Here is a 23,398-nt window from a genome sequence, read left to right on the forward strand (position 1 = left end):
CAAATTCATAGAATGATATACTCTTATTTTCACCAACAAAATATACCAAATAAAAAAAAGACCTGCTTAGCAGGTCTTTTCCATTTAAAAAACAAAAAAGGAGCATGAAAGCTCCTTTTTTTATCGTCTACGACGGTTACGTAAAAATGCTGGAATATCGATATCATCTGAATCTGAATGACGCTCATGTACAACTGGCTCTTCACGCTTCATTTCACGTTTTACTTCACGTTGTTTTGAAGGTTGAGCTACTGGTTGTTGCTGTTGTTGCGTGTGGTTCGCATTCGGACGAATAATTGGTTTTGGTGGTTGAGTTGCAATGCTATCATCAAAACCAGTTGCAATTACAGTTACAACGATATCATCTTTTAATCCTTCGTTAATAACAGAACCGAAGATCATATTTACTTCTGGATCTGAAGCTGAAGCTACAATATCTGCCGCTTCTTGTACTTCATATAAGCTTAAGTTAGCGCCACCCGTAATGTTCATGATAACACCTTGAGCTCCATCAATAGATGTTTCTAGTAATGGACTAGAAATCGCTTTTTTCGCAGCTTCTGCAGCACGATTTTCCCCGTTACCAGAACCAATACCCATTAAAGCAGAACCTCTATTAGACATAATTGTCTTTACGTCTGCAAAGTCTAAGTTAATTAAACCTGGCGTTGCAATTAAATCCGAAATACCTTGAACACCTTGACGTAATACGTTATCAGCTTCACGGAATGCTTCTAACATTGGCGTATTTTTATCAACAATCTCTAATAAGCGATCGTTTGGAATTACAATAAGAGTATCTACATTTTCTTTAAATGCTGCAATACCAGATGCTGCTTGCGTCGCACGCTTACGTCCTTCAAAAGTAAATGGACGTGTTACAACACCAACTGTTAAAGCACCTAATTCTTTTGCAACTTGAGCAACAACTGGAGCTGCACCAGTTCCAGTTCCACCGCCCATACCGGCAGTTACGAAGACCATATCCGCACCACGAAGTGCTTCTTGGATCTGTTCTTTACTTTCTTCTGCAGCTTTTTTCCCTACTTCAGGGTTTGCGCCTGCACCAAGTCCACGCGTTAATTTTCCACCAATTTGCATTTTTGTTTCAGCTTTTGATAGATTTAATGCTTGTGCATCAGTGTTCACAGCGATAAAGTCTACACCTTGTACACCGTGTTCAATCATACGGTTTACAGCATTGTTTCCGCCACCGCCGACACCGATAACTTTTATATTCGCTAATTGATCTTGAGTAGTATCAAACTCTAACATGTCGAAATCCCCCTAGAACCTCATTTTTCGTGTCCAATTTTAATCCCATAAATAACGGAATACACGTTTTACTTTTGACATCATGCGGTCATCATTTTGATTATTATTGTTTTGATTACGAGTTTTTTGTTTCGCGGGTTGCTGTTGTACCGGCGTTGGTGCTGGTGCTGGTACTGGTTCAAAATGCTCTTGCTTTTCCTGCACATTTTTCCCACGTAATTTAGCTTTTTGATAAGAATGTTTAATTAATCCAACTCCACTTGTATATTGAGGCTCACGCACACCAATATAATCAGGAGTTGCTACACGAACATTTTCATGTAAAATATCATATGCAAGATCAAGAACACCTGGCATAGAAGCAATTCCGCCAGTTAGTACATAACCAGAAGCCACTTGCTTTACTCCTAACTTACGCACTTCATCTTGAACAAACATTAAAATTTCCTCTACACGAGCCTCTATTATATCCGATAATTCCAACTGAGAATATTGTTCTGTTTGATCACTTCCCATAATAGGAACCGTAAACATCTCTTCTTCAGATGCTGTATCATAAAAAGCATGTCCATATTTCAACTTAATTTGATCTGCATTTTCTGTTGAAGTTTTCAACCCAATCGCAATATCTTTCGTTATATGGTCTCCACCTAATGGTAATACGCTCGTCGCTTGTAACTCTCCATCTTTAAAAATAGATAAAGTTGTAGATCCTCCCCCCATATCAACAAGGGCTACTCCTCTATTTTTTTCATCTGAAGATATAGCAACTGTTGCAGCCGCTAAAGGTTGAAGACAAATATCAACAATTTCAAGACCTGCTTTTTCTACACAACGAAGTAGGTTATGTAGTAAAGTTCTCGAGCCTGTAATAAGTGTACCTTCCATTTCTAATCTTACACCGATCATCCCGCGTGGATCGTTAATCTCGTCAAGACCGTCTACGATGAACTGTCGAGGTACCACATCAATAAACTCACGTTCTGGAGCAATTGACACAACTTGTGCTGCATCTAGAACGCGTAAGACATCTTCATTCCCGATTTCACGATCTTCATTTGAAACAGCGACTACTCCGTGACAAGGAAGTAGCTGTACCTGGTTTGCATTGACACCTACTACAACTTGCTCAATGTGGATTCCCACCATGCGCTCAGCTTGTTCAATTGCTTTTTTAATTGATCGAACAGTCTCGTCTATATCAACTATCGATCCCTTCTTTAAACCATTTGATTTTACATTTCCAACACCAATAATGTTTAAGCTGTCATTAACCATTTCACCAATGATGACTTTAACATTGGATGTACCGATGTCAAGACTAACATATATTTCATTGCTGTTCATTCTTTGGCACCTCCTTCTTTATTTATACCATACAACTCAATATATGGAACAACAATCGCAACTTTACTATTTATAAGAAAAATATTCAACGTCTTTATACGTTTCCCTTTTTTAACCCTATATTTTTCTTATTTTTATTTAGCATTCAATTAAGAATATCGCAGTAAACTATGAATAACTGCTTATCTTGAAATAATTCTATTTCGAGTGTAAAGTTTACCGCCAAGTATAAGTCTACACTAAGATGTACTCATAGAAAAGTGAAACTTGTACCAATACTAGTATGAATCTAAGAATTTTTACATATTTTTCATCAAATGAACCATTCTTCTAAATTCGTATACATATAATAGAACATTCGTTTCGTTTTTTCTGCTATAAGCAACGAAAACTACCATTCTATTCTTTTTTTTCTTCCGCACCTAATTCTTTCGTATATGCACCTACTTCTAAGTCAATTAATACCTTCTTACCTGGCTCAATTGTTTTTAAAATAAGTGGATAGGCTTCCATACGTTTTGCGAAATTTTGAATCGTAGTGCTCACTTCATAACCTTCATTCATATATAAAGTAAGATGATCTTCATTCGCATTCGTTGGTGAATAGCGAATCTCCGAAATAGATTTTAAAATAGCTGGTGTTAATTTTTCTAGTTCAGCGATTAACTCCTTCATTTTCTCTTCTTTAAAAGGTTCAAAAATCGGTGCTGCAACAGGAAGTTTTCCATTAGGTAGTACATCAAGCGTTTTTCCATTTTCTAATAACGGTTGTAATTTTCCCTCTTTATTTATATAACCAATCGTTAAATATTCTTCGATATGAATATCAATCTTGTTTGGAAAACGTTTTTTTACATTTACTGCTTTAATTTCTTTTCGCTTCGTTAAGTTTTCTTCAGCTTTATGTGCTGTCACTCGGAAATAACTTGTATCATATGTCACGCCTGAATCCTTCATTACTTGCTCATCCGTCATATAGTGATTTCCAAACACACTAATCTTTTTTATATTACTAAGCGGAGACCGAAAATAAATTAAAAAGAGCACTAATAAAAATAAAATTGATATGTATAAAATCAATCGATGATTAACATTTTTTTTGTTTTTTTTCTTTTGATTTTTCAATTTTGGTACACGATCTTGTAGTTTAATCACTTTACTATTATTCATGTACGATCCCCCTATGTAACATAAAGAACGGCATGTTCCTCATGCCGTTCTTATCTTCTTATTATAACATAAATGATAATGAGCGGAACGAATAACCGTTATCTTCCAATGATTTCTACTTCTGTGTGCATATCTACATCAAATTTATCCTTAATTGTATGTTTTATTAATTCAATTAAAGACAATACATCTTGCGCTGAAGCTCCCCCGGTATTAACAATAAAATTGCCATGCATTTCAGAAATTTGAGCTCCACCAATCCTATAACCACGAAGCCCTGCTTTTTCTACTAAATCTCCTGCAAAATGTGGGATTGGATTCCGAAATACACTTCCTGCACACGGGTGATTCCATGGTTGCGTTTCACGGCGGTAATCTTTATTATTTTGCATACTACGTACAATTTCTTCACGTTTTCCCGCCTGTAATTGAAACACCGCCTCTAAAACAATACCAGGACGTTTCGTTTGCAATACAGATGCCCGATAAGAAAACTCCAGTTCTTTATTTGTTAACCAGTCAATTGTACCGTCTTCAAACAGAATGAGAGCCTTCGATAATACACTCGATATATCCGATTTATGTGCACCTGCATTCATATATACTGCACCACCGACACTTCCTGGAATACCGCTCGCAAACTCCAATCCAGCTAACCCTTGACGACTAAGTAAAGTTGACAATTTAATAAGAGGATATCCACTACCAACTCTTACCTTATGTTTTTCGACCTCTAAGTGATCTAATCCTTCTCCTAAACGAATAACAACACCTTCTATGCCTTGATCAGATACAAGAAGGTTTGAACCGCGACCAATTACAGTCCACTTCGTTTTGTATTGCTTTACTAACTGTAATGTTTTTTCAATACCGGCTACATGCTTTGGCACAATTAAAATATCCGCTGGTCCACCTATTTTCATAGTTGTATAACGTGCTAACGGCTCGTTAACTAAAACACGACCAACGTCTGCTTCTATAAGCTCATTTACTAATTGTTCCATAGACAATCTCCCCCATATTAAGTCTCCTTATGACAATAATATGCAGGGCGTTCACCTAACGTTATCCCTCTATTTACGGGCAGTACAGCTCCTAAATCAAAATTCGGCGATAACAAAGAAATTAGGCGGAATCAGGATGTCAGTAAACATCCTATTAGTGAAAGATAATAATCAACGAGAGAGAATCACTCCCCACTGATTAAAGCCTCACTTTATTTTTTTACAAGCTTATTCATTACTTCATACAGCTTATTTGCTGCATCTGGAATACCTAGTTGCTTAGCCGCTAGCTTCATATTTTGTAATGTTTGTGCATTCAATAAAATCTCATCAATATCACGAATAAGCGTTTCAGCTGTTAAATCTTTTTCAAGTAACATTTTTGCCGCTCCTTTATCAACAACTGAACGTGCATTCTTTTCCTGATGATTATTTGTTACATACGGACTCGGTATTAACACACTTGGTTTTCCTAACGCTGTTAATTCTGCAAGTGTTGTTGCCCCAGCCCTTGAAACAACAAGGTCTACACCAGTTAGTACCTCTGGCATATTATGAATGAACGGCTTAATAATAACATTGCTTGGGTTTCCTTTTTGCTTCACGGCTTCCATCACTTTATCATAATGTACTTCACCCGTTACATATAGTATTTCGTAGCTTTTGTTCCCAAACTGTTCAATTGCTTCAACGAAGGCATCGTTAATCGGTCTAGCCCCACGACTTCCACCAAATATAAGTACAGACTTTTTAGGAAGAGAAAGCCCAACTGAACGTTTCCCCTTCATTCCATTTTGATCCATTACCTCTGATGCTCTTGGATTACCTGTCATTACCACTTTTGACTCTGGAAAATGCTCTATAGCTGCTTCAAAACAAACAGCAACTTTATCAACATAACGGCTTAAAAACTTGTTCGTTACACCTGGTACACTATTTTGTTCATGTACAATAGTTGGAATACCTAGTTTGGCTGCAGCGTATACAACTGGTCCACATACATATCCACCCGTTCCAATTACGATATCCGGATTAAAACGACGAATGTATCGTTTACTATCCTGTACACCTTTTAGAAAACGCATTACTGTTTTCACATTATCTAATGATATTTTTCGTTTAAATCCACTTATAACAATAGATTGAAATGGTATACCTGCTTTTGGAACGATTGTACTCTCTAGTCCATTTTCCGTACCAATATATAAAAATCTCGCTTCTGGATTTAACTTTTTTATTTCTCTAATTAAAGCAAGAGCTGGATAAATATGACCACCAGTACCCCCACCACTCACTAATACACGCACTACTAACTCCTCCGCTTCTCTTTTCTTATTTCCATTATACTTATTTCTATATACATATTGCATTTTTACACACATACGAAAAACCCTGTCTTATAAACAGGGTTTAGTAGCGAGAATGGCGACTTATATTTAATAATACACCTACTGCCATTAACATTAATGTCAAACTTGATCCACCATAACTTAAAAACGGCAAGGTAATACCCGTAACAGGCATCAGTCCTGTTACAACACCAACATTAATCATTACTTGAATCGCAATCATCGCCACAATACCTACTGCTAAAAACGTACCATATAAATCTGGCGCTCCTAATGCGATACGAATCCCGCGCCATAATAATAGACTAAATAATAATAACACAAATGAACCACCAATAAAACCTAATTCCTCGGATAAGATTGCAAATATAAAGTCAGTTTGCGGTTCAGGTAAATAAAGAAATTTTTGTCTACTTTGTCCAAGTCCAAGCCCAAATAATCCACCAGGTCCAATTGCAAGTAATGATTGGATAATTTGAAATCCACTCCCGAGCGGATCTGACCACGGATCTAAATATGATGTAATGCGTTTCATTCGATACGGTGCTGATGCAATTAACCCTACAAATCCTGCTACACCAATCAAACCAAACATTGCAAAGTGAAAGACTCTCGCTCCCGAAATGAATATCATAATGATACATGTCCCAACCATTACCGTTCCTGTCCCAAGGTCTGGCTGTAACATAATCATCCCAAAAGCAAGAAAAACAAAACTAAGAGCCGGTAATAAACCACGTTTAAAAGATGTAATCAATTTTTGCCGTTCTGCTAAAAACTTTGCCAAGAAAATAATCATCGCAAACTTCATAAATTCTGACGGTTGAATCGAAAATGCTCCGATTCCAATCCAACTTCGTGCTCCTCCTCGAACAAGACCTACTCCAGGAATAAGAACGAGAATAAGAAGAATGAAGCAAACTAGCAAAATCACTTTTGAATACGTACGCCACACCCAATAATCAATTTTCATAATAAAAAACATAGCTACTACACCAAGACCCGCAAACAGTAATTGTCTTTTTGCAAAAAAGAATGAGTCCCCCATTTTATAAGAGGCCCAAACTGCACTCGCACTATAAACCATAATCATTCCGATTGTCAACAATGAAAGTGTTACGATGATGAGAATAAAATCAGGCGTTTTCTTCATTACCCACAAACACCACCTCTTTAGGCAGAACCTTTTGCCCTATGTAACAAAACATCAGTAGGTGTTAGCCTACTGATGTTTTGATTTACTTTATATAAGTTTATGCACAGCTTGTATAAAAATGTCTCCTCTTTCTTCAAATGTTTTAAATTGATCCCAGCTTGCACACGCTGGAGAAAGAAGAACAACATCGCCATCTTTAGAATGAGCATAAGCCTTCACCACTGCTTCATCCAAAGTATCGGCACTTTCAATTATATCTAATCCCGCTTTTTCTGCCGCTCTTACTAGTTTAGGAGCTGTTTGTCCAAATGTTACAATCGCTTTTACATTTTTGAAATACGGAATTAAATCATCGAATTCATTTCCGCGATCAAGCCCACCTGCTAGTAACACAATCGGTTGTGTAAACGCAGATAGTGCTTTCTCAGTCGCTAACATATTCGTTGCTTTTGAATCATTATAAAACTTACGGTTGTTAATCGTTGTTACATATTCTAAACGATGTTTTACACCCGTAAAACGTTTTAACACGACCGTAATTGCTTCATTAGAAGTACCTAATAATTTCGCAATACTCATCGCAGCTAAAATATTTTCTAAATTATGTTGACCAGGTAAAACGATATCGCTTACTTCAACAACTTTTTCACCTTTGAAATAAAGAGCGTTATCTTTTATACACGCGCCATCTTCAATTTCTTTCGTTGTCGAAAACAGGATTTTTTGACCTTTAGAATACGCAGACAAAGCCATCACATCTGCATCATCCGCATTTATTACACTATAATCATTTTCTGTTTGGTTTTTAAAAATATTTGCTTTCGCTAAACCATATTCTTTCTTCGTCCCATGATAATCTAAGTGGGCCTCAAATAAATTTAAAAACGCAGCAATTTTAGGTTGGAACAATTCTACTCCCATCAATTGAAACGATGAAAGTTCTGTAACTACAACTTCATTTTCTTTTGCACCCTGTGCTACTTCACACGCTACAGTTCCAATGTTCCCTGCAATTACAGGATGCTTTTGTCCTTCTTTTAGCATTTCAAATGTCAGCATTGTCGTCGTCGTTTTACCGTTAGACCCCGTAATCCCAACAAATGGTGCTTCTGAAATACGATATGCTAATTCAACTTCCGTAACAATTGGAATTTGCTTTTCTTTCGCAGCAACTAATATTGGATTAGAATACGGGATTCCTGGATTTTTTACTACAAGAGAAATATTTCTCTCTAATAATTCTAAAGGATGACCACCGCATACAACGTCCATTCCTTTTGCTTGTAATTCTGCAGCAAGTACATTCTCTGCTAAAGGCTTTCCGTCATTTACAATAACATTTGCCCCTAACTTTTGTAACAATGTAGCTGCTGCATAACCACTTTTTGCAATGCCTAATACAAGAATATTCTTATTTTGAAATTCAGTTACAGTTTTCAATTACATCCACACCCCGATATAAATTCCTAACACAGCTAATAAAAATCCTGCAGACCAAAACGTCACAACAACACGCCACTCTGACCAACCACATAATTCATAATGATGGTGTAATGGACTCATTTTAAAGACACGTTTTCCTGTTGTTTTAAATGAAATGACCTGAATGATAACCGATAAAGTTTCCATTACGAATACTCCGCCAATAATTACAAGTAGCAATTCTTGTTTTAATAAAATCGCTACAGCTGCAATGGCTCCACCTAAAGCTAATGAACCTGTATCTCCCATAAACACTTTTGCTGGATTCGCATTGAATACTAAAAATCCAAGTACAGCTCCTACAACTGCCATACAAAATATCGCTACTCCAAATTGCTCTTGTGCCACAGCAATAATACTAAATGCTCCAAATGCAATAGCAGCTGTTCCTGATAATAAACCATCTAAACCGTCAGTTAAGTTAACTGCATTTGATCCACCAATAAGCATAAATAGTACAAGTACAAAATACGCCCAACCTAATTCAAACTTAACATCCGTTCCCGGAATCATGATGTATGTGTGGAACGCTTGCCCTTTTCCAATTAAAAAGAATGCAATAGCAATAACAAGCTGACCTACTAATTTTTGTTTTGATGTTAAACCAAGATTTCTCTTCTTAACTACCTTTATGTAGTCATCTAAAAATCCAATCAATCCGTAACCAAACGTCACTAATAGTAATAACGAAACCTCTGCACCTAAATAATTAAACTTAATCGCCATAATAAGTGAAGTTACCATCATAGATACGTATATGACGATACCACCCATTGTTGGTGTCCCTGATTTTTTTTGATGTGACTTTGGTCCTTCATCACGAATACTCTGTCCGAACTTTAATTTTCTTAAAAATGGAATAAACAATGGCGAAAGGGCAACAGAAATTAAGAATGCTACCCCAGCCGTTACTAATAAACCTTGCTCAAGCACATGTAGTCCTCCTCTCACGTTGTTACTCTTCGTTGCTTAAACGCCCTTTAATTGCTTCTTTAGCAACTTCACGATCATCAAAATGATGAACTTCTTTACCAATAATTTGATACGTTTCATGACCCTTACCAGCAATAATAATGATATCATCTGCTTTCGCTTTAGTGATTGCATGGTGTATCGCTTCTTTTCTATCAATAATCACTTCATAATTTTTCCCACTTGCACCATGTACCATATCATCTAAAATAGCCGCTGGATCTTCACTTCTTGGATTATCTGATGTGTAAATTGCATGAGTTGCATATTTTGTTGCAACACTTGCCATTATCGGTCTCTTCGTTCGGTCCCTATCGCCGCCACAACCAACGATACAATACACATCACCTTTTGCAAATTGTTTTGCAGTTTTTAATACATTTTCTAAACTATCCGGCGTATGTGCGTAATCAACAATAACTGTATAATTTTGTCCTCCATCAACAACTTCAAAACGCCCTGGAACCCCAGCTAGTTCTTTTATAACAGCAATGATTGTTTCTAATTTCACACCCGAAACAAGTCCTGCTGCTGTTGCTGCAAGTACGTTATATACATTAAATTTACCTATTAATTTCATCGTAACATTTACACTTTCATATGGTGTGACAAGCGTAAATGTAGTCCCGCCACTCGTCATAACGATATTTTTTGCCATAATGTCACTTGTTGTATCAATACCATATGTTACAACTGTTGCTGCAGTACTTCTCATATACTCTTCTGTTACATTATCATCGCTATTCAGCACAGCGTACTTTTCGCCATTATGATTATAACTATTGCCAAGCTGTGCAAATAGTAACCCTTTTGCATGTTTATATTCTTCCATCGTTTGATGATAGTCTAAATGATCTTGTGTTAAATTCGTAAATACCGCTACATCGTAATCACATCCGTGTACACGACCAAGATCTAACGCATGTGACGAAACTTCCATTACCGTGCTGTCCACACCTTGTTCAACCATTTTTGAAAACGTCTGTTGAAGTGTTAGTGCATCTGGTGTTGTATTTTTCACCTCAAATGTTTCATCACCGATTTTCATATTAATCGTTCCAATTAGCCCTGTTTTATGACCATGTGCTCGCATAATCTCATCCATAATATGCGATGTTGTTGTCTTTCCATTTGTACCTGTAATTCCGATTAAATGTAACTTGTGTGTCGGTTGACCATAAAAATAATCAGCTAAAACCGCTAACGAACGAAAAGTATTTTTCACAAGTACAACTGGAACGTCAACATCAATTGGTCTTTCCGCAACAATAGCAGCCGCTCCTTGTGCCGCTGCTTGCTTAGCAAAATCATGGCTATCAACCGTATATCCTTTCATACATACAAATAAGCTTCCCTCTTTCACTTTACGTGAATCAGCTTCTATAGATGTGATTTCTGGATTTTCTTTTGGAACAACTGGAAAATCATGCAAACATGATACAAGTGTATGCAACTTCATTTCACTAAACCCTCTCTACATTGTTTATTTATCTTTTTTAGTAAGCAACACATTACCTCCTATATAAGGAGGTAAGTGCTACTGACCTATTTATGAATGAGACACTTACTGTCTCAAATTAAGTAACTGTTCTATAAAGAACTCACTTCCACCAATTGTACCATAAAACGTACTATGTTACCTTTAATTCCCGAAGTAAATTCTAATTTTTGAGCCTTCTTTTACTTTAGCTCCCGCTTCTGGTGATTGTTTAATTACTTTCTCTCCATCTCCACTTATATCAAGCTTCAAATCGACGAGTTGTGTTTGTAAGTCTTTCTTTTTCATTCCAATTAAATTCGGAACTTCCACAGTTGGTGTATCGCCCCATTTATATTCTTTCTCAACTTGTTCTTTTCTCGGTTTCACTCCCATAACAGGAAGCGCATCTCGAAGAATATTCCCGACAATTGGAGCTGCTACCACTCCACCAAACTGTGTAACCCCTTTTGGATTATCAACAGCAACATACACAACAATCTCTGGATCATCCGCTGGAGCAAATCCGATAAAAGATACTATATAATTATTCTCTAAATATTTACCATCTTTCACCTTTTGAGCAGTACCCGTTTTTCCACCTACACGATATCCATCAATATAAGCACCTTTACCAGAACCTTTCGCTACAACATTCTCTAATGCATAACGAACTTTTTCTGAAGTTTCCTTGGAAATAACTTTTCTTTTCTCAACAGGTGTCTTTTTACTAACAACTTGATTATTTTTCGGATCAATAAACTCCTTAGCTATATACGGCTGATACAATGTTCCACCATTTACAGCCGCCGCTACAGCTGCTACTTGTTGAATCGGTGTAACAGAAACCCCTTGGCCGAATGAAGTTGTTGCTTGCTCTACTGGACCAACTTTATCTAAATTAAATAAAATCCCACTGCCTTCACCTTGCAAGTCAATTCCAGTCTTCTGCCCAAAACCAAAATTACGAATGTATTTAAATAATCGGTCTTTACCAAGGCGATCACCAAGTTCAATAAATCCCGGGTTACATGAGTTTTGAACGACTTCTAAAAACGTTTGACTGCCATGACCTCCTGCTTTCCAGCATTTCAATCTAGCTCCACCTACTTCAGCTGCTCCATCATCATAAAACGTATCCTTCTCTAAGTCTACTAAATTTTCATTCAATGCTGCAGCTAATGTAATGATCTTAAATGTTGAACCAGGCTCATACGTACTCCATACAGGTAGATTTCTGTTATACACTTCTGGAGAGACACTTTGAAAATCCGCTGGGTCAAAACTCGGTCGACTAGACATCCCTAAAACTTCACCATTTTTAGGGTTCATCGCAATCGCAATCATACCGTCAGGATTATAAGTTGACTCCGCGATATTCATTTCTCTTTCCATAATCCTTGTAATACGCGCATCGATTGTTAATCCTAAATTTAAACCGGCTTCTGGCTTTTTGAAATCATCACCAACATTAGGCATCCTTTGTCCTTTCGCATCTGCAAAAAAACGCACATGACCTTTGTCCCCATTTAGCTCTTTATCATAATATTTTTCTAGTCCCATAAGACCTTGGTTATCGCTACCTGCAAAACCTAATACATGTGATAAAAAGTTTCCAAATGGATAGTACCGGATAGAATCCTCTGCGATATACACGCCCTTCAGACTTAATCCTCGTACTTCTTTCGCTTTGTCATGTGATATTTTCCTTCCGCCTTTATCTAACCTTACAATCGATTCTTTTTTTGTAATCCTTTTATAAATCTCATCTTTTTCCACACCTAATACTGCAGCTAACTTCTCTGCAGTCTCTGCTGGTTTTTCAATTTGCCTCGGTACAACAAAGACAGTTGGAGCACTTTTATTCGTGGCAAGTTCCACACCATTTCGGTCTAAAATTTTCCCACGTTCGGGTTCAAAAGTAATATTACGACTCCATGAATCTTTCGCACGATCCGTTAACATATTCCCAAGAAAAAATTGCACATATCCAAGACGAATATCGATAATCGTGAAAATAAGTATACCTGATATAAGTATAAAAATAAGTCGTTTTCTAACTGTTACATTTGATACACGCATATCGGAACAAGCCTCCCTTACGCCTAGCTTGTTCCAATATATGCTTGTACTTATTTAATTAGAACTTATTCTCTTTTACCATTACGGCTTTTCTGCTTCTTGCTGTGGTTCGAGTGGCGGTACGAGTGTGACACCTAATTCTGTACCAGGTTGTAATAATGTTCCTTCCGCCACACTTTGTTCTGTTACGTATCCTGTACCAGAAGGTTTCAAGTTAAGCTGTAATGTCTTCGCTAAATTCATAACATCACGCAGTGCCCATCCTTGTATATTTGGCATTGTAGGCTTATCTCCTACCAAGAAGACTCGGTCGCCTTTTAATGTTTGTTCAGTCGCTTTTGGTACTTGTTGCTGTACTTTCCCTTCACCTAGTACGATTGGACGAAGTTTTGCTTTATCAATCGCTTTCCCCGCTTCAGCCATCGTTTTACCATTTACATCCGGAACAGTAGTTTGTTGTTCTTTCAGATGTTTTTTCGGATCTTTCACTTCATTTGGCTTAATCTTTAAATACTCTAAACTATTTTTTGTTACATATTTAAAAATATCAGCTAACGGTTGTGCACCGTTCTCATCATCTTTTAATTTCGGCTGTTTAACAGCTACATACACAACAAGTTGTGGATCGTCCATTGGTGCCATACCTAAGAATGAGAATATATAATTCTGTCTCCCTGTCATATAGCCGCCTTTTCCATCCGGAATTTGCGCTGTACCTGTTTTACCACCAACTGAATATCCATCAATTTTATAAGCTGTCCCTGTACCTTTCGGAGATGTAACAACACGTTCTAATAATTGTCTTACTTGCGCTGCTGTTTCCTTTGTAACAGGTTTTCCTACTTCTTCTGGCTTATGTTCTAATTTTACTTTGTCTGTTATCGGATCTACAATTTTATCAATTGCATAAGGTTTCATCATTTTCCCATCATTTGCAATGGCCGTTGCAGCTTGTACAAGCTGAATTGGTGTTACAGTGGAACCTTGTCCAAAAGCTGTTGTCACTTGTTGTATTTGCTGATCAAATAAAATTGTATTCGATCCTTCACCTGATAAATCAATGTTCGTTTTTTCATCTAATCCAAAACTATGAATATATTTTCGGAAACGTTCTGGACCAAGTTTTTGATCTCCTAAAATTGCAAACGCTACGTTTGAAGAACGCTCTACCCCTTCATCAAACGTGATAGAGCCCCAACCAGCACCACCGTTATGATCTTTTATTTTCCTATTTCCGACTTGATATGTCCCGGACTGATAATAATCTTGCCCTTTGTACACACCTTCATTAATGGCTGCCGCTAACGTGAAAATTTTCATTGTTGATCCAGGTTCAAATGCATTGGCAATTGCATCATTGAAGAAATATTTAATTTGACGATCATTAGGGTCATAACTAGGTTTAGTAGACATCGCTAATATTTTCCCAGTTTTCGGATCTGCAACAATCCCTATTAAACTTTCTGGCTCATATTGCTTACTTGCTGCTTTCATCGCGTCTTCTAAATAACTTTGGACACGTTGATCAATTGTTAAATACGCGTTATCTCCATTTTTAGGTGCCTTTACATTAACTTTTCCACCATCAAGGGACACACCTTTACGATCACCTGTATACGCTACTTCTCCGTTCGAAGCACTTAAGTATTTATCCAAGCTTTTCTCTATGCCAAATTGACCTACCGAGGTTCCATTCTCATTTGGTTTTGCATGACCTATAACGTAAGATGCAAAATCACCGTTTGGATACACCCTTGCATTTTCTGTAATAAAAGATATTCCCGGCAACTTCAACGCTTCTATTTGTTCCTTCTTTTCTTTCGTCAAATCCTTGCCTAACGTTCCAAATTCGACTTGACTTCTACCTTCCTTATTTAAAGAAGCTAAAATATCCTCTTCGCCTTTTCCAAGTACTCCTGCAATTTTCTTTGCAGTATCTTCTTTATTCTCAACTGAGTTAGCACCTTTTAGTGCAGCTACCATTTTGTAAGAGTTTGCATCTTGCGCTAACACATGACCGTTTTGATCATAAATGGTTCCTCGGTTCGCTTCAAGAACTCCTTTTTTACTATGCTTTTGTTTAGCAAGTGCATCTAAATCCTGATTATGAACTGTTCCTGTTGATTGTATGTAAAAAAATCGGGCTAATAACAGCAAAAAGAGCAGGAGGAAAAATATCATAAAATAACCTGCTCCCTTATTGGTATGAAATTTAGTCATATTCTTCTTCATCGTTCCTTCACACCTATTGCCTTATTTGAGGCCTTTCACATTATTCGCATTAATTTCTAGCCCGTGTTTTTTTGCAACTTCAGCGATTCGTTCATAGCGACTTAACTTCTCTACTTCAGCTTGTAATTCTTGATTTTCTTTTTGCTGCTGTACAATTTTTTCTTCTATCGTCGCTGCTTCTACATTAACTTGATAAAGGCCTGCTTTATTTCCAATAAACGCGACACAGGCATACAATAAAAAGCCAATAAACGCTACATACAACAGTTTTTCGATTCTTGTAATTTTTGCTTTAACCTTCGGCTTAGCCATCTGCTGTGGGGGCGTTTGAATTTGCACCTCTTCTTGCGCTTGTTGTTTGTACTTTACAGCTAAATTAGTCATACCTCTCTCTCCCTTTTATCGTTTTTCAGCGATTCTCAACTTCGCAGAACGCGCACGATTATTTTCTTCTAGCTCTATATCAGAAGGTAAAATCGGTTTTCTTGTAATAAGCTTTAATTTCGGCTTAAATTCATCAGGAATAATCGGTAATCCTGGCGGCAATTGTGGCGTTGTACTATTTCGCTTAAACGTTGTTTTACAAATACGATCTTCTAATGAATGGAATGTTATAACACTAACCCTTCCACCTGGCTTAACCATCTCAATAGCAGATTCCAATGCTTCTTCAAATACTTTTAATTCATCATTTACAGCTATACGAATTGCCTGAAACACTCGCTTAGCAGGATGCCCACCCGTTCTACGAGCTGGAGCCGGAATACCTTCTTTAATTAGCTCTACTAATTCTCCTGTCGTTTCAATAGCTTTATTCTCACGATAAGCTTCAATTTTTCTTGCAATTTGTTTTGAAAATTTCTCTTCACCGTATTGGAAGAAAATCCTTACAAGTTGTTCATATGACCAGCTATTTACAACATCATACGCTGTTAATGGGGCATCTTGATCCATCCGCATATCTAGCGGTGCATCATGATGATAACTAAAGCCTCGTTCTGGTGTATCTAATTGTGGGGATGAAACACCTAAATCAAATAAAATGCCATCTACTTCTGTTATACCTATTTCCTGCAGTTTTTCAGCTAAATAACGGAAGTTACTCTTTACTGTTATAAACTGTTCACCGTATGAAGAGAACTTTTCTTTCGCGTTTTGAATCGCTATCTCATCTTGATCAAACGCTATTAATTTTCCACCTTCAGTTAATTGGGATAATAAATAAGAACTATGTCCTCCTCCCCCCAGTGTACAATCTACATATGTACCATCTGGCTTTATATCTAAGCCGTCTACTGTTTCCTTTAAAAGCACTGTTACGTGTTTAAACATTGTTGCACCTACTCTTTTTCCAATTAATTATGTTGAATGTATCCCTTCCTCTAAACACATATTTCACGCTTAGAGAATGAAATAATACGAAAGAACGACTCATTTAACTTACCAACAAAGGCAACATACTATACAAATCGCTATTTTCTTTTATTATATACTAAATTTTATCATCTTTTGCGGGAATTTAAATAAAAAACTGTCGAAAAAGCGAATAATACGTTTACATTTTGTGCTATTTTGTCATATATTTAAGTATCCAACACAATTGCCATATCTAACATTTTTTGATTGATAATTCAGAAAAAAATCACTTCACAGTAAATTCAACGGAATAAAAATAAAATCCTGCTCCAAAGAGCAAGATTTTATAGTTTTATAACATGATGTTTTCCGTCCCAAGAAAAAGGGTTTTCCATTACACGATCAACGAAATCCAAACCAAACTGATTTAAATAATAACATACATTCCACACACGTTCTTGCGGTGCACCTAATGGACGAAGTGCGAATTGTATACGGCGGAATTTATTTAGCTGAACCTCATACTTTTTCTCAACATTTCTTTTCAACATTCTTTCCAACAGTTCAATTTGTTCATTAATTTTCAATTCGTTTTTCCCTGCAAACGCACCTAACCCTGGCTCTATTTTCTTTACAAATTGCTGTAAAGATGTATGAATATCGGCAATTTCTTTTTTCGCCTTTTCAAAATGATCATCAATCGGTTCCTCTATTTGATTAGACAACCAGTTTTCACGCAGTTTATCGACATCATTTAAAAACGGATCAATTTCTCTCAATTGCAGATCGAATAAATCTGTCGCTATATCTCTCTCCACATAAGTAATTGTAAGACGAGGAACGACAGGTGGCATTTGAAAACCGACAGTATGGAATACTTGTTGTAATTCACTCCAATAAGCTAATTCCCCTGGACCTCCAATAAATGCGAGCGTAGGAAATACATACTCTTGCATAAGAGGACGTGTTACAACATTATTACTAAAACGTGCCGGATTTCTCTCCATCTCTTCAATCAACTCTTCGTATGAAAAGGAATGCGCCCCATCCTTTCCAACAAACTTCCCTTGATGCTCTTCAAGCAATACTCGTTCATTATCTATTTCCATGAATATATGCACTGCATGAGACTTCGTTTCAATAATCGGTTTGTATCCTAGTTCTTTAATTACTTCCTGCTGATTACGAAGGCCCTTTTGTACCTCTTTATACTTACTTATAATTCGCTTGAAAAATGGAATTTCTAACTTTCTTAATTCAGGATGATGTGAATCAACAAGGATTAAACCAGAATTAGCAAAGATTTTCGTAATAAGATGAGCAAAGAAATCTACATACGTATTCGATTTTTTCAAAGCATCATCAACAAATTTTAATACATCTTTTGTAAAATTTGTTTCTGGGTATGTTTTAAAAATCTCTTCAATCCAATTTCTACAATCTTCAACAGAAAGTTCAGACTCAGAAGCACTTGCCTTTTTCGGATTACGGTCATAAAAAATAGTTTTTTTCATCTTTTTATTTTTCGCTACAAAAGTATGATTAATCTCATCCATATCATGGTCTTCACCCGCAATCCAGAAGACAGGGACAACTTTAACTCCTAAACTTTCTTCCTTTTCCTTTGCAAGCTGTAAAATTGAAATAACTTTATGAATTGTATAAAGCGGTCCAGTTAATAACCCCGCTTGTTGTCCAGCTATAACAACATATGTATTTTCATCTCCAAGCGCTTTTACATTTTGAAGTGTAGATTCTCCCGCTTGTAATTTTGTATTATATTCTAATAAATGCGCTACTAAATCTTGGCGGAAAAACTCCCTTTCACGCAAATCATGTAAACGTTGTTTAAAAGCATCTTCTGTTAACATATAATCAAAACATGACTGTATCTCTTTTTTACCGTTCATATAGTCCGCTACAATACCTTGTTGCGGAACAGAGATTTCTTTTATCTCCATATAATTCTTCCTTTCGTATCCAGTTCTCTCACCAATCCACATTGTAGTCAATGTTTCACGTAAAAGCAAAGAATAACACTTATACTCTTGTTTCTAAACCTTTTATTGCATCGAACAAAAATTGAAGTGTCGGAACTGGTCGTTGCTGTTTCTTAGCTTCTTCTAATACATATCCAACAATCGCATTAATTTCCGTCTGTCTACTCGCTCTTACATCCGCTAGCATAGAAGATGTATTACGAGACGTTCCTTCACACACATTTCGTACCATTTGCCATACCATTTCTTTTTCTCCTCTAATAAGAAATGCTGCCTCCTGAAACACTTGCTCCATCATTTGATAAAAAAAACGATTCGTGATTAATTCACCATTCTTAACTCCCAATAGTGCTGTCAACGGATTGATACATACATTTACTACTAATTTTTTATGCATAATCTCTTCCCAATCCGTTTCTATTTGAACTGGAAAATAAGCAACAGGAAAATAATTGAATATTTTTTTAAAATGTATAGATTGACCACAAACCACTCCAAATTTTGTTACCCCTATCCCAGTATGATGAACGATATGCCCTCCCTCTTTTTTCGCACCATGTTCTACAATACCAACAGCTATATTTTTACTCCCTATGTTCAGCATCTTTTGAAGATGCGACATTCCGTTTTGCAAAAAGATTAATGATGATGCCCCTTCCACAAACGGTAGTACGTCATCTATATGATATTGCTTCACAGCAATAAATATATAATCTAAATTTTGCGCTACCATACTTTCTATCGGTAAAACAGATGGATATACTGTTTCACATCTTCCATCTCTAATACAAGTTACACCTATTTCATTTAATTCTTCAGCTTGCTTAGCTGTTCTTGTAAACAACGTAACATCTTGGTTATTTTTTTGTAAATAAAATGTATACAATAGACCAATAGCACCTGGTCCGACAATTCCAATTTTCATTTTCACACAAGGAATTCACACTAAGTGCCCTTGCCTTCCCCCCTTTATATCTTTTTAAAGCACCTGAGCACGCCCTATAATTCCGCTGTCCTCTGCCCAACAAATATACTCTCATTTTTCACTATGTATGTACCACCTATTAATACGCTTCTACTCTTAGTTTAGCAAATCCTCAAAAAAAATAAAAAAAGAAATATACTATCTTCTTCATAAAAATAAAAAAATGAGTTATACTATTATTATAAATATTTTTACTTTTCTGCATTCAACGAGACAAGAAAAGGATGTGATGTAATGGGATTCCCAAAAGTTGAGCGCTTGCTCATCAATTATAAAACGTTAGATGAATTCAAAAAATTTAAAGGGTGCGGAGCCCAGGAACTATCTATGCTGGAAGAATTGCAAGCAAACATTATTGAAAACGACAGTGAATCTCCATTTTACGGTATTTATTATGGCGGATCACTAATCGCACGTATGAGTCTATATATGAAAAGAAACGGCGGAGAACCATTCGAAATTACAGGTCCCTACCTAGAACTTTATAAACTTGAAGTATTACCAACTTTTCAAAAACAAGGATTCGGGCAAATGCTTGTAAATCATGCGAAACAAATGCAATTTCCTATTAAAACGATAGCACGTATTCATTCAGCTGGTTTTTGGGATAAATTAAATTTCAACCCCGTATCAGTAACTGATGGAGATTTTTATATTTGGCAGCCAGAAGCAAATTTGAATGCGGTTACAAACGAAGAATCGGCTTAAGAAATAAAAAACAGCTGTATAACAGCTGTTTTTTATTTCTTAAGCTTCTCTAACTTCTCATTCGAGCGAGCATTGTTTCTTTCCGCTACCATTACACTTCTTTTTTGATCGATATAATCAAGTAGTGTTCTATACTCTTCTTCATATACTGATAATCGCTCCAGAAGACGCTCTCTTTCTGTTTGTAATGATTCAACTTGTTGTTGCAACACTGTTAAAGAGTTTTCATCTTTATAATTTTGCAAGAAATCAATAACATCATTCAACGTAATTGACGTAGGTTCTAACACCTTTGTCTCTTTCACTTCATAATTTTCTACTTTACGAAGTTGCTTTGCTTCCTCAATACGTTCTTTATATTGCTTTCTTACGTAAGAATTCCATCTAAACCCACATGCTGCTGGTGTACGAGATAAATTTTTCCCCACTTCCTTAAAGGCAGAAAGTTGTGTTCCACCTTCTCGAATATGCCGGAGTACTACTTCTGCCAGAAGCAAATCTTCATCATCAGTCCAAGCATCTTGTCTTGTTGTCGCCATCTCTCTAGTCCTCCCTATGCATTTTTTATTAAGCATATGCAGTTACTAGAAAAGATAGAATACAACAACTAAAGATTAAGACAAAAAAAATAAACGCAGAAGATATCTTCTGCGTTTATTTTCCCGCAATTACTTGCTGATTACTTCTTTACCTTTGTAAGTACCGCATGCTTTACATACACGGTGAGCTAATTTCGCTTCACCACAGCTTGGGCACTCTACCATACCAGGTACTGATAATTTGAAATGCGTACGACGCTTTCTTTTTACTGTTTTAGAAGTTCTTCTAAAAGGTACAGCCATTCTTCCCACCTCCTTAAAAGAAATAGTTATTTTCATATGAAGGCCTGAACCAGTCTTCCGATTATTTGTCAAAAAACTTTGCAAGTCCTGCCAATCTTGGATCAACAGTCTTTTCTTTGTCTTCTTCCGAAATCACTTGCCAGTCTTGACCTTGCGTCGGTGCTCCACCAGAAACATCATCACTGAAAATTTGCATTGGAATCTCCAAAAGTATATTTTCCTTGATTACGGGCAGTAAGTCAAGTACTTCTCCTTCTAAAGAATGAATTTCAGCTTCAGTTTCAAATTCTTCTTGTGAAGTTTGGAACACCTCAGTTGTTTTAATGTCAAATGGTAATGTCACATCTACTAAAGAGCGAGAACATGGTAAAACCATGCTTCCAGTTATATGTAGATGAAACGTAAACTTACCGGAGCCAAAATCAACTCTTCCCGTTACATGAACAGGATTAATTTCACGAATATCTTTCTCGACCTCTTTTAGCTCACTTACATCTACCATCTCATCCAATGTCAATCCTTTATTTCTCAATTTATTCAATTGATGGATGGACCATTTCATATCATATCACCTCAAGGCAACAAACAAAATTATAGCTAGCCATTTTATATTTGTCAATGTTTTTTCTTTACACTATAATGAAGTCATCATAGTAAATAATATATAGAGTATCACGTTTTTCAAAAAGATGCTACATCGAAAGGAGAGATTACCATAAAAGCTGGTGGTATTGTTGTTGAATATAACCCTTTTCATAACGGTCATCTTTATCATGTGCAACAGACAAAAAAGTTAACACAATCTGATATAATAATTGCCGTTATGAGTGGTCCTTTTTTACAGCGTGGTGAGCCCGCACTCATTTCCAAATGGTATCGCACTAAAATGGCCTTAGCAAACGGCGTAGACCTTGTTGTAGAGCTTCCATACGTCTTTGCAACACAAAAGGCTGAAACCTTCGCAAATGGTGCTATTTCCATTTTAAATGCCCTACGTGTTTCTGAAATTTGTTTCGGTAGTGAGGATGGACAAATCGAAAATTTTTATAATACCATCTCCGTACAAAAAAACGAAGAAGAGACTTTTAACTACCTTGTAAAACAATTCATGGACGCTGGTAATAGTTATGCAAAAGCAACATCGGATGCTTTCTCACACATTTTAACATCTGAAAAAAACATAGATATGTCACAACCAAATAATATTTTAGGCTTCCAATATATGAAAGCAATTCTGTCACAAAATAGCTCTATACAAGCTCAAACTATAAAAAGATTTGCCTCTCATTATCATGATGAAACATTTAATGACCAACATATTGCAAGCGCAACAAGCATCCGAAAACAACTCTTTAGCGAAGAAGGATCATTTACAACAATTAAACCTTTTCTCCCACAGGCAACCACTTCGCTTTTAGCAAATTACAAACAAAACTACGGGATATTACATAATTGGGAACAATACTTTTCATTTTTTAAATATAGACTCATGACGATGTCTCCAGGGGACTTACGACATATATATGAAATAGAAGAAGGTTTAGAGCATCGTATTTTATCAAAAATACAAAACAGTTCCTCCTTCTATTCATTCATGGAAGCATTAAAAACAAAACGTTATACATGGACTAGATTACAAAGAGCTTGTACACACATTTTAACAAACACAACAAAAGAGGAAATACGTAGCGCAAATATAGAACAACACGCACCATATATTCGCCTGCTAGGCATGTCACAAAAAGGACAAACTTACCTTTCAAAAAACAAGAAAAAAATCGAACTTCCAATCCTTACTCATACAAAAACATTCGACCATGCCGCTTTAGATATAGAGAAAAAAGCAAACTCTGTATATTTCTCCATCATGCACGAACCGTTACGCACACAACTATTAAAACAGGATATAACACACCATCCTATTCGCTATGATGAAACAACTACAAAATTCCTATAAAAAA

Annotated in this window: 20 protein-coding genes; 2 read left to right on the forward strand and 18 right to left on the reverse strand. The window is 36.4% G+C overall.

The window, feature by feature from the left end:
- Window positions 1–120: 120 nt before the first annotated feature.
- From ftsZ to panE, 15 genes are all read right to left on the reverse strand, one after another.
- The gene (ftsZ, locus tag MKY21_RS19670) at window positions 121–1,275 is read right to left on the reverse strand and encodes a cell division protein FtsZ (RefSeq protein WP_000888984.1); all 1,155 of its coding nucleotides are present in this window, start codon (window positions 1,273–1,275) and stop codon (window positions 121–123) included.
- Between the two features lie 39 nt (window positions 1,276–1,314).
- A complete protein-coding gene (gene ftsA, locus MKY21_RS19675; protein WP_001087557.1) occupies window positions 1,315–2,622 on the reverse strand; it encodes a cell division protein FtsA in 1,308 nt (435 codons plus the stop codon).
- A 399-nt stretch (window positions 2,623–3,021) separates the two neighbouring features.
- Window positions 3,022–3,792, reverse strand: coding sequence for a cell division protein DivIB (gene divIB, locus MKY21_RS19680; RefSeq protein ID WP_001065789.1), 771 nt, complete (start codon window positions 3,790–3,792; stop codon window positions 3,022–3,024).
- Between the two features lie 98 nt (window positions 3,793–3,890).
- Window positions 3,891–4,796 (reverse strand): UDP-N-acetylmuramate dehydrogenase, encoded by a 906-nt coding sequence (gene murB, locus MKY21_RS19685; protein WP_000437024.1) that lies wholly within the window; start codon window positions 4,794–4,796, stop codon window positions 3,891–3,893.
- A gap of 212 nt (window positions 4,797–5,008) precedes the next feature.
- Window positions 5,009–6,103 carry an undecaprenyldiphospho-muramoylpentapeptide beta-N-acetylglucosaminyltransferase gene (murG, locus tag MKY21_RS19690; RefSeq protein WP_021728036.1) on the reverse strand — a complete coding sequence of 365 codons (1,095 nt, stop codon included), beginning with the start codon at window positions 6,101–6,103 and terminating at the stop codon, window positions 5,009–5,011.
- 103 nt (window positions 6,104–6,206) lie between these two features.
- Window positions 6,207–7,298: a stage V sporulation protein E gene (gene spoVE / locus MKY21_RS19695; protein WP_000753520.1), complete on the reverse strand. Its 1,092-nt coding sequence runs from the start codon at window positions 7,296–7,298 to the stop codon at window positions 6,207–6,209.
- 90 nt (window positions 7,299–7,388) lie between these two features.
- Complete coding sequence (gene murD / locus MKY21_RS19700; protein WP_341077212.1) at window positions 7,389–8,741, reverse strand: UDP-N-acetylmuramoyl-L-alanine--D-glutamate ligase; 1,353 nt, start codon at window positions 8,739–8,741, stop codon at window positions 7,389–7,391.
- A complete protein-coding gene (mraY, locus tag MKY21_RS19705; protein WP_000893060.1) occupies window positions 8,742–9,716 on the reverse strand; it encodes a phospho-N-acetylmuramoyl-pentapeptide-transferase in 975 nt (324 codons plus the stop codon). It abuts the gene before it with no gap.
- Between the two features lie 22 nt (window positions 9,717–9,738).
- Entirely contained in the window at window positions 9,739–11,214 is a 1,476-nt protein-coding gene (murE, locus tag MKY21_RS19710) for a UDP-N-acetylmuramoyl-L-alanyl-D-glutamate--2,6-diaminopimelate ligase (RefSeq protein WP_000766319.1), read from the reverse strand.
- A 183-nt stretch (window positions 11,215–11,397) separates the two neighbouring features.
- Entirely contained in the window at window positions 11,398–13,314 is a 1,917-nt protein-coding gene (locus MKY21_RS19715; RefSeq protein WP_001266237.1) for a stage V sporulation protein D, read from the reverse strand.
- Between the two features lie 81 nt (window positions 13,315–13,395).
- Window positions 13,396–15,546, reverse strand: a complete 2,151-nt coding sequence (locus MKY21_RS19720) for a penicillin-binding protein (protein WP_000739958.1) — start codon at window positions 15,544–15,546, stop codon at window positions 13,396–13,398.
- A 21-nt stretch (window positions 15,547–15,567) separates the two neighbouring features.
- Window positions 15,568–15,930, reverse strand: coding sequence for a cell division protein FtsL (ftsL, locus tag MKY21_RS19725; RefSeq protein WP_000182804.1), 363 nt, complete (start codon window positions 15,928–15,930; stop codon window positions 15,568–15,570).
- A 15-nt stretch (window positions 15,931–15,945) separates the two neighbouring features.
- Window positions 15,946–16,878, reverse strand: a complete 933-nt coding sequence (rsmH, locus tag MKY21_RS19730; RefSeq protein ID WP_000472508.1) for a 16S rRNA (cytosine(1402)-N(4))-methyltransferase RsmH — start codon at window positions 16,876–16,878, stop codon at window positions 15,946–15,948.
- A 368-nt stretch (window positions 16,879–17,246) separates the two neighbouring features.
- Window positions 17,247–18,863: a bacillithiol biosynthesis cysteine-adding enzyme BshC gene (gene bshC / locus MKY21_RS19735; protein ID WP_000403029.1), complete on the reverse strand. Its 1,617-nt coding sequence runs from the start codon at window positions 18,861–18,863 to the stop codon at window positions 17,247–17,249.
- Window positions 18,864–18,942: 79 nt separating this feature from the next.
- On the reverse strand, window positions 18,943–19,827 hold the full coding sequence (gene panE, locus MKY21_RS19740; RefSeq protein WP_016118560.1) for a 2-dehydropantoate 2-reductase: 885 nt from the start codon (window positions 19,825–19,827) through the stop codon (window positions 18,943–18,945).
- A gap of 294 nt (window positions 19,828–20,121) precedes the next feature.
- Here panE and MKY21_RS19745 point away from each other — a divergent pair, with 294 nt between their 5' ends.
- Window positions 20,122–20,595, forward strand: a complete 474-nt coding sequence (locus MKY21_RS19745) for an N-acetyltransferase (RefSeq protein ID WP_000506695.1) — start codon at window positions 20,122–20,124, stop codon at window positions 20,593–20,595.
- A 32-nt stretch (window positions 20,596–20,627) separates the two neighbouring features.
- Here MKY21_RS19745 and MKY21_RS19750 read toward each other — a convergent pair whose 3' ends face one another.
- The 3 genes from MKY21_RS19750 to MKY21_RS19760 form a co-directional block, all read right to left on the reverse strand.
- Entirely contained in the window at window positions 20,628–21,134 is a 507-nt protein-coding gene (locus tag MKY21_RS19750; protein WP_000246468.1) for an RsfA family transcriptional regulator, read from the reverse strand.
- Window positions 21,135–21,263: 129 nt separating this feature from the next.
- On the reverse strand, window positions 21,264–21,437 hold the full coding sequence (gene rpmF / locus MKY21_RS19755) for a 50S ribosomal protein L32 (protein ID WP_001984764.1): 174 nt from the start codon (window positions 21,435–21,437) through the stop codon (window positions 21,264–21,266).
- A 61-nt stretch (window positions 21,438–21,498) separates the two neighbouring features.
- Complete coding sequence (locus MKY21_RS19760) at window positions 21,499–21,999, reverse strand: YceD family protein (protein WP_000872149.1); 501 nt, start codon at window positions 21,997–21,999, stop codon at window positions 21,499–21,501.
- A 213-nt stretch (window positions 22,000–22,212) separates the two neighbouring features.
- Between MKY21_RS19760 and MKY21_RS19765 the strand changes: the two genes are divergently transcribed.
- On the forward strand, window positions 22,213–23,394 hold the full coding sequence (locus tag MKY21_RS19765; RefSeq protein ID WP_002000715.1) for a nucleotidyltransferase: 1,182 nt from the start codon (window positions 22,213–22,215) through the stop codon (window positions 23,392–23,394).
- Window positions 23,395–23,398: the final 4 nt, after the last annotated feature.

This window comes from Bacillus sp. FSL R9-9497 (assembly GCF_038005805.1).
Classification (GTDB): Bacteria; Bacillota; Bacilli; order Bacillales; family Bacillaceae_G; genus Bacillus_A; species Bacillus_A cereus.

What these genes read in the sequence shown, in the direction of transcription:
- ftsZ (WP_000888984.1), bottom strand. Translation starts at nt 1,275, where the DNA reads ATGTTAGAGTTTGATACTACTCAAGATCAATTAGCGAATATAAAAGTT.
- ftsA (WP_001087557.1), bottom strand. Translation starts at nt 2,622, where the DNA reads ATGAACAGCAATGAAATATATGTTAGTCTTGACATCGGTACATCCAAT.
- divIB (WP_001065789.1), bottom strand. Translation starts at nt 3,792, where the DNA reads ATGAATAATAGTAAAGTGATTAAACTACAAGATCGTGTACCAAAATTG.
- murB (WP_000437024.1), bottom strand. Translation starts at nt 4,796, where the DNA reads ATGGAACAATTAGTAAATGAGCTTATAGAAGCAGACGTTGGTCGTGTT.
- spoVE (WP_000753520.1), bottom strand. Translation starts at nt 7,298, where the DNA reads ATGAAGAAAACGCCTGATTTTATTCTCATCATCGTAACACTTTCATTG.
- murE (WP_000766319.1), bottom strand. Translation starts at nt 11,214, where the DNA reads ATGAAGTTGCATACACTTGTATCATGTTTGCATGATTTTCCAGTTGTT.
- MKY21_RS19715 (WP_001266237.1), bottom strand. Translation starts at nt 13,314, where the DNA reads ATGCGTGTATCAAATGTAACAGTTAGAAAACGACTTATTTTTATACTT.
- MKY21_RS19720 (WP_000739958.1), bottom strand. Translation starts at nt 15,546, where the DNA reads ATGAAGAAGAATATGACTAAATTTCATACCAATAAGGGAGCAGGTTAT.
- ftsL (WP_000182804.1), bottom strand. Translation starts at nt 15,930, where the DNA reads ATGACTAATTTAGCTGTAAAGTACAAACAACAAGCGCAAGAAGAGGTG.
- rsmH (WP_000472508.1), bottom strand. Translation starts at nt 16,878, where the DNA reads ATGTTTAAACACGTAACAGTGCTTTTAAAGGAAACAGTAGACGGCTTA.
- bshC (WP_000403029.1), bottom strand. Translation starts at nt 18,863, where the DNA reads ATGGAGATAAAAGAAATCTCTGTTCCGCAACAAGGTATTGTAGCGGAC.
- panE (WP_016118560.1), bottom strand. Translation starts at nt 19,827, where the DNA reads ATGAAAATTGGAATTGTCGGACCAGGTGCTATTGGTCTATTGTATACA.
- MKY21_RS19745 (WP_000506695.1), top strand. Translation starts at nt 20,122, where the DNA reads ATGGGATTCCCAAAAGTTGAGCGCTTGCTCATCAATTATAAAACGTTA.
- MKY21_RS19750 (WP_000246468.1), bottom strand. Translation starts at nt 21,134, where the DNA reads ATGGCGACAACAAGACAAGATGCTTGGACTGATGATGAAGATTTGCTT.
- rpmF (WP_001984764.1), bottom strand. Translation starts at nt 21,437, where the DNA reads ATGGCTGTACCTTTTAGAAGAACTTCTAAAACAGTAAAAAGAAAGCGT.
- MKY21_RS19760 (WP_000872149.1), bottom strand. Translation starts at nt 21,999, where the DNA reads ATGAAATGGTCCATCCATCAATTGAATAAATTGAGAAATAAAGGATTG.